The sequence below is a fragment of the Fulvivirga sp. genome, from assembly GCF_040220315.1.
Classification (GTDB): domain Bacteria; phylum Bacteroidota; class Bacteroidia; order Cytophagales; family Cyclobacteriaceae; genus Fulvivirga.
The window spans coordinates 1-5,450 of record NZ_JAVJUY010000275.1; the positions used below are offsets into that span (position 1 = coordinate 1).

At 35.6% G+C, this 5,450-nt stretch carries 5 protein-coding genes; 3 read left to right on the plus strand and 2 right to left on the minus strand.

Annotated features, from left to right (window positions below):
• Both RLO81_RS13780 and RLO81_RS13785 read right to left on the minus strand, forming a co-directional pair.
• The coding region (locus tag RLO81_RS13780) for an ABC transporter permease (protein ID WP_350112647.1) at positions 1–924 on the minus strand (924 nt) is incomplete at its 3' end.
• 160 nt (positions 925–1,084) lie between these two features.
• Entirely contained in the window at positions 1,085–2,197 is a 1,113-nt protein-coding gene (locus tag RLO81_RS13785; protein ID WP_350112649.1) for a S1 family peptidase, read from the minus strand.
• Positions 2,198–2,565: 368 nt separating this feature from the next.
• On the opposite strand from RLO81_RS13785, the gene RLO81_RS13790 reads away from it, so the two are divergent.
• From RLO81_RS13790 to RLO81_RS13800, 3 genes are all read left to right on the plus strand, one after another.
• On the plus strand, positions 2,566–3,279 hold the full coding sequence (locus RLO81_RS13790; RefSeq protein ID WP_350112652.1) for a serine hydrolase domain-containing protein: 714 nt from the start codon (positions 2,566–2,568) through the stop codon (positions 3,277–3,279).
• Positions 3,280–3,309: 30 nt separating this feature from the next.
• The gene (locus RLO81_RS13795; protein WP_350112655.1) at positions 3,310–4,464 is read left to right on the plus strand and encodes a serine hydrolase domain-containing protein; all 1,155 of its coding nucleotides are present in this window, start codon (positions 3,310–3,312) and stop codon (positions 4,462–4,464) included.
• A 145-nt stretch (positions 4,465–4,609) separates the two neighbouring features.
• Positions 4,610–5,416 (plus strand): hypothetical protein, encoded by an 807-nt coding sequence (locus RLO81_RS13800; protein WP_350112658.1) that lies wholly within the window; start codon positions 4,610–4,612, stop codon positions 5,414–5,416.
• Positions 5,417–5,450: the final 34 nt, after the last annotated feature.

The following is a 5,450-nucleotide window of genomic DNA, read 5'->3' on the forward strand; positions in this document are numbered from 1 at the left end:
GGCTAGTATTAAAATGAAATAGGCGATAATTTCAAGATAAATTAGGAAGTCACCATTTCCATTCGTATTTAGCTCTCTTCCTAAATTCGAGTTTAAGTGAATGTCTACAATATTTTGTAGCTCAAAGCTCATGGTATAGCCGCGTTCTTTGTAAGCATCGCTAGCGGCAATTGCAATTGAAGAGTTAATTCCTTGCTCAAGGTCTACAGGATTTACATTCTTATTTACTCTTATGTAAGTATGGAAGTAATCCCAATCCCAAGCCTCCCATCTCCAGTGCGGTCTTTGTTTGACAAATGTGTCAAAGGAGATGAGTAAGTTGTATTGAAAGTGACTGTTAGCTGGAACATCATTAACAACACCAGTTACTTCATATTCCATTTCAAAATCATCTGTAATGATTATGGATTTGCCTATAGGGTTATCTTCACCGAAATATTTTGCGGCAGTTGATTTAGTTAGTACCACTTTATTCGGCCCATCTAATGCAGTTTCAGAATTACCCTCAATAAGAGAAGTGCCAAAAAGTTCGAAAAAATCCTTTTCAGCATGATGACCAATATTTTCAACATAGGTTTCAAAATCTCCATTATCACCATTAATTCGAATGATCAACCTTTTAGCATCAATTATATGAACACGAGCAGCTTTTTCAATTTCACCATGAGTGGCTAAAAGGTGCTCTTTAAGTATTACGGGGGCACAAGATTTTCTCTCTTGTATTTCATTATTCTGAGTTTTTTGACTCGTTACTCTATAAACACGATCAGCAGAAGGATTGAAATTTTCAAAGCTTCTCTCAAAATGGATATAGGAGTTCATATATATGAACGCACTTAATCCAATGGTTAACCCGAAAAGATTGAGTAACGTAAAAAGCTTGTTTTTTTTGAATTTGCGTATGAATAATTGAATGTAGTTCATGATATAATTGTATAATCTTTAAGCTTTGGATGACTATAATAGGTTACTCACTTTGTGTGTTTGAGTTACTCAAACCTGATGAGTAGCATGATTTTCCATACAGACTACCTTAAATAATGAATTTGGTGGTGCACATTATTTGATTGAGAGCATCATTATGTTAATTGGTAGTTCTCGCATTTATCTGTTGATTGCCTAGTGGCTGACCAAATAGCTGTTCAAACTTCTTGAGAGCTTTAATTCTGATTTCATCAGATAATTTCTTATCGCCAATTATTAGTTCATTTTTATTGAGAACAAAACCGCCTGCTCTTTGTACATCATAAATTCCTTCGGATTCTGCCAGTTCCTGTATATAAGCAAAAAATGCCAATTGGGGGTTGTTAGAGTCAGGTATTTGATCGTTATTCCCAGTACTGCTCCTTTTTATTTCAGCTAGTTGATTATTTATAATTTCTGAATACTTGACAATTTCACCTACTTCTGGTTTTTGGCCATTTACCCTTAAAATATTGCTTGAGCCAGTGGATGTTGGTTCTCTAATGAGCACAACTTCTTTATTATCAATAATTGTTTTATAGTAAATGTTTCCATTAATTGTCTCCCTAATCCAATCTGCATAATAGCTTACATTGGTATAAAAATTTCGATTTCCATATCTCGCTTCCTTAGCTCTGGATTCTGCTAATTCAAAGGAACTTATACCAACTATAATCATCTTATTATTTTCTTTTTTTAATGCCGGACCACCGCTATCACCTGGGCCAGGAGTAATTTCCAGGTCAGTTACTTCTTTGTCTGATGGCCTGTTAAATTGAAATGATATAAATCGATCTGTAAGACTATCTAAAGTGTTAGTGCCTGCCCTTATCAGTCTATCCTTTTTTGTAGGACCTGTATTTCCATTTCCTGTATCACCATTGCCGACTAGAAATATTTTCGTTCCTAGAGAGGGGTTAGTTTTAGCATAGTCGGCAGGAGTAATATCAGTTACTTCCTTCTTTAATTTAATCAATCCAATATCACGCTTTTCGAATAAGTCATTCGTATGTAACTGTGGGTATATTTTTACCAGCTCTACTTCATATCTATTGCCATTGATATATACAGAACTACCCACTTTTTGATCATCTGCGATATGGGCAGCTGTGAGAACCCATTGAGGATGAATTAATGTGCCATTTCCGTCTTCAAAGATGGCTAGTGCGTTAAAATCTTTGCTTTTGCCAAATTCAAGATATTGTTCATCATTTAAATCATGTCTCGAAATCATGAATGACGTACATATAAAACAGGTGAGTGCTAAAATCGGTAGGTATAAGTGCCAAGTTCTTTTCATAGTTGTGGTTAATCGATAATAACCTCGAACTAAAGACTCTCGGATGTCTATAATTATGTATTAATTATCAATGGTGTATTTTTTTTATCCGGTTGATAAAAGTGTACATGAATGGGTAACCTCTAAAAGGAAAGTCCTCAGCACCCATGTACAAATCTCATTTAACTAACCATTCATATAATTTCGTTGCCGTTGCTATAATGATATCAAATCGGGATTTGGTATTCAGATAAAATGGCATTTAATGGGATGCATTTTTGACTAATGCAGGTGCCACACAGTAAATGAAACGCAATTAAATTATGAAGATCATTCAAATAATCGGTCTTATTTTATTTTCGAGTACAGGCTCAATTTGTCAAAATTTAAGCTTTACCGAAGTAAGGGATTCTATTCAATCCATCATGCTTAAGGACGATATTCCCGGCCTGTCAATTGCAATTATAAATAAAAGTGATTCACTGTATTGGGCTGGAGGTTTTGGTTTTGGTGACATTGAGAACGCAAAGCCGATGACTGCTCATACAACAATGTATATAGCCTCGGTATCAAAGAATTTTCTGGCCATGGCTATGATGATTCTTGTAGAAAGAGGACAGGTACGTTTATCAGACAATATAAGTTCAATTATCCCCGAGGTTAACATTAAGAATATGTGGTCTGATGCGTCACCCATTACCGTTGAAATGGTATTGGAACACACTACAGGTTTTGATGATATCAGATTCAACAACTTTATAGCACCTGATAGTGAATATTTACCATTGTTAGAAATTCTCAACAAATACCCTAATGCCTTGGAAAGCAGGTGGCAGCCCGGAACACTTTTTTCTTATTCAAACCTGAACTACACAGTAGCGGGATATATAATCGAAAAAGTTTCGGGTCGAAGGTTTGAAGACTTTGTCCAGGATGAAATATTAAATCCTCTCAAGATGAGTGAAACTAGAGTACGTGATTTCACTCAAAAAACGGATAGTATATCAATTCCCTATGTGTATAATTTTGATACTTAAAAACTAGAAAGGTTTTTTAAGTCCGGTGAGGTGGGAAAGAACTTTATGCAACGCCCTGCTTCTTTTGTGGTAACATCATCTAATGATATGATTAAGTACTTAGATATGCTGTTAAGTGCGCACTCAGATACTAATTCAAATGTTAAACTCTCCTCAATAGAGCGAATGGAAAATGGCCAAACAGGCTACCATTCCAAAATGGCAATGCCGGGGAGATACGGACTTGGAAATAAGCCCGGTCTTAGAAACGTTAGATTGCATGGTCATAGTGGTAATGCTTGGAATTTTGCTGATCTAACTTATAACCGAGAGGCCGGAATTGGCTATTATGTGGCAACTAATTGCAGCTATCCTATTCCCAAAATCAGACGACTACTAAACGAATTTTTATTGCAGGACTTTAAGTCAAAATCTGATTTGAGCTTAACTGAAGATGCTTCACTAGCAAAACCATTTGAAGGATTTTATGAAGTAATTAACTCACGAAATGAACACATGCTGTTTTTTGATAAGATCAGGTTTGGTGGTGAATTGAAAGTGGTTGATGATAAAGTATTATTTGATGGAGGTCTCAAGCCTAGAGAGTACAAAATTCTATCTAATTCAAATCCAGGTTTAGTCAGTCTTTCACAACATGGTGAGCAATTCGAGAATCAAAAATACATGGCCTCCCTATCTCTTATGAAGGATGATAACGGTGATGACATGATTATTTGGGATGGAGGCACTTCCATGCATTATTTTAAACGGCAATCTTATTTGGTGCACCTTTTTCGTTCAATTGGATTATTTGGAAGCACTATTATTCTGTTGGCTTCTGCTTTATTGTTTATTTCTGCATTTGTTTATCAGAAGATTAAGAGTAGGACGGCACTTGGATTTGAAGTTTTAATGAGCACGATGCTGTTAATAAAGCTCGGAACTATGATTTATATATTCATATCTAAAAACCCATTTGAACTTATTGCATTAGGTGAGATGAACATAAAAACCGTAATGTTTTTTTTATTTAGTATATCATTTCCATTGATAACAGGAGCATTTATCATGTTGGTTATCAAAAACTTCAAGGAGTATAAGTTATCCATAAAATGTGTGCTGTTTCTTAACCTTTTTGCAGCCTCCTATCTAAGCTACTTCTTGTATTCTAATCACTTTATTGGTTTGCAGTTTTGGAACTATTGATGGGGTAATAATTCGAAAATGACCGCCTACATAATTCCACAGCCGCTGCTATAATCATATCAAATCGGAGTTTGGCATTCAGATAAAATCGTGTGTTGCCTCATGGTAATGTTAATCAACACGACTGATCAGTAAATCTAAAATTATGAATGCTTTTAAAACTCAAATACTAACCTTATTAATTCTGTTTACGGCTTCAATTAGCCTACACGCACAGGACAATGTAGAATATTATCGACATATGATATTTAGAGCATCACCTTACGGCAGTTTGATGGGTCGCCACCCTGTTGCACCAGACAAAATTGGGTATGGGCAGCATTTTAGAATATATAAAGATGAACAAGGGCGTACATCTAAAATTGAATATTGGTTTAGAAACACCAATAGAAAAGGTGGTTATGAGCGATTTGGTGCCATTGGTGGTGCCGCAAAACTAGTTTTTACCTATGAGGAGAATAAGATTATCAGAACCTATCAAGATGAAACGGGTAAACCTATGATCAATTCCTGGCAGATTGCTTCTGAAGAAATTGAATTAGATAAACTAGGGCATAAGAAATCTATGATTTACAAAAATTTGGAAGGTGAAAGAGTTGAAGATTCTAGAGGTGTTTGGGAAATGAAATGGCAGGTAAGCAAAGATGGAAAAGAGGTGATTGAAAGTAGAGTAGGTAAAGATGGTGAATCAAAAAGGTTTAACAACTTCCTTGATTTCGGAACAGTTAAAATGATTTTTGACGATAATGGCTTGCGCTGGGAAACCTGGAATATAGACGAGCAAGGAAAGAAGGTGCTTAGCTCTAAAAGACAAGTGGCAGGAGTTTATACTACTTGGGATACTCGCACGAAAGATGAGAAGCAAATTACCTGGGTGGATACCAATGGTAATCCCAAAGACTTAGCACCTTTTGAGGTGATGGAAGACAGTAAACTCTGTATTAGATACTAATTCTTCGTATTTAATTTCAAGAAATGAGTCTGGT